Origin of the sequence: Streptomyces sp. MK37H (genome assembly GCF_018035285.1) — a bacterium.
In the GTDB taxonomy this organism is placed as follows: domain Bacteria; phylum Actinomycetota; class Actinomycetes; order Streptomycetales; family Streptomycetaceae; genus Streptomyces; species Streptomyces endocoffeicus.
In genome coordinates this window covers 1-1,612 of record NZ_JAAAYH010000819.1, presented here as the reverse complement: position 1 = coordinate 1,612, position 1,612 = coordinate 1, and the positions used below count along the sequence as shown (strand labels likewise).

General features: G+C 75.9%; 2 protein-coding genes and 1 riboswitch. Both genes read left to right on the top strand.

Annotated elements, in window-relative coordinates; all coding sequences use genetic code 11:
* Positions 1–10 precede the first annotated feature (10 nt).
* Positions 11–124, top strand: a riboswitch (TPP riboswitch).
* 75 nt (positions 125–199) lie between these two features.
* A complete protein-coding gene (gene thiO / locus GWI24_RS44175) occupies positions 200–1,453 on the top strand; it encodes a glycine oxidase ThiO (RefSeq protein ID WP_308344296.1) in 1,254 nt (417 codons plus the stop codon).
* The coding region (gene thiS, locus GWI24_RS44170) for a sulfur carrier protein ThiS (protein ID WP_210951632.1) at positions 1,450–1,612 on the top strand (163 nt) is incomplete at its 3' end. The genes thiO and thiS, both read left to right, overlap by 4 nt.

The following is a 1,612-nucleotide window of genomic DNA, read 5'->3' as shown; positions in this document are numbered from 1 at the left end:
GGTGGCGGGACAGAGCACTCGCGGGAGCCCGGGCGGACCGGGCTGAGAGGGAGGCTGGAACGGCCTCCGACCGTACGAACCTGATCCGGGTCATGCCGGCGAAGGGAGGGGCAGCGTGTCCACGCACGCACCAGGTCACGACGACGGACCTCACACATCGGGCGGGCCGCCACCCGGCGGACGCTACGACGCCCTCGTCATCGGGGGCGGCATCATCGGGCTGGTCACCGCCTGGCGGGCGGCCCAGCGGGGGTTGCGTACCGCGCTCGTCGACCCGGCGCCCGGCGGCGGAGCCGCCTGGGTCGCGGCCGGGATGCTGGCGGCCGTCACCGAGCTGCACTACGGCGAGCAGACCCTGCTCGGCCTCAACATGGCCTCCGCGCGCCGCTATCCGGACTTCGTGGCCGAGCTCGAGGAGACCAGCGGCCAGGACGTGGGCCACCGCGTGTGCGGCACGCTCGCCGTCGCGTTCGACGCCGACGACCGCGCCCATCTGCGCGAGCTCCACACCTTCCAGCAGGGGCTCGGGCTGGAGTCCGAGTGGCTGACGGGGCGTGAATGCCGCCGTCTGGAACCGATGCTCTCGCCGGGCGTACACGGCGGGCTCCGCGTCGCCGGTGACCACCAGGTGGATCCGCGGCGGCTGACGGCGGCGCTGCTCACCGCGTGCGAGCGGGCCGGGGTCGCCTTCCACCGCGACCGCGCGGAGCGGCTGCTGCTGGACGGCGACCGCGCCACCGGGGTCGAGCTGGCCGGGGGTGCGCGCCTGGCCGCCGAGCGGACCGTACTGGCCGCGGGCAGCCTCAGCGGACGGCTCGCGGGCGTTCCTGAGGACGTCCTGCCGCCCGTACGGCCCGTCAAGGGGCAGGTGGTGCGGCTGTCGGTGCCCGAGCGGTACGCGCCGTTCCTCTCCCGGACCGTACGGGCCGTGGTGCGCGGCGGGCCGGTCTACCTGGTGCCGCGCGAGAACGGCGAGCTGGTCATCGGCGCGACCAGCGAGGAGCTGGGCTGGGACACCACGGTCACCGCGGGCGGGGTGTACGAACTGCTGCGGGACGCCCATGAGGTGGTGCCCGGCATCACCGAACTGCCGCTGGTGGAGACGTGCGCCGGGCTGCGCCCCGGCTCCCCCGACAACGCCCCGATGCTCGGCCCGACCGCGCTGCCGGGGCTGTTGCTGGCCACCGGCCACTTCCGCAACGGTGTGCTCCTCACGCCGATCACCGGCGATGTCATGGCCGAGGCCCTCACCAGCGGAGAACTCCCCCCGGAGGCCCAGCCGTTCACCCCGCAGCGCTTCGCGGCCCCGCCGGACACCGGGCCGGCCCCGGCCGTCCCCGCGCCCGGCTCGGACGCCGGGGCAGCACCGGCCGCCCCCGCGCCCGGCTCGGCGGCGCCCTCTCCCGGCGCCCCCGACGCCGCGCACTCCCCAGCACAGGAGCAGCACACATGACCGTCTCCGTCAACGGCGAGCCTCGCGAGGTGCCCGAGGGCACCACGCTCGACCGGCTGGTCGCGACCCTCACCCAGGCGCCCTCGGGTGTCGCCGCCGCCGTCAACGAGACGGTTGTCCCGCGCACCCAGTGGTCCGCGACCCCGCTCGGCGACGGTG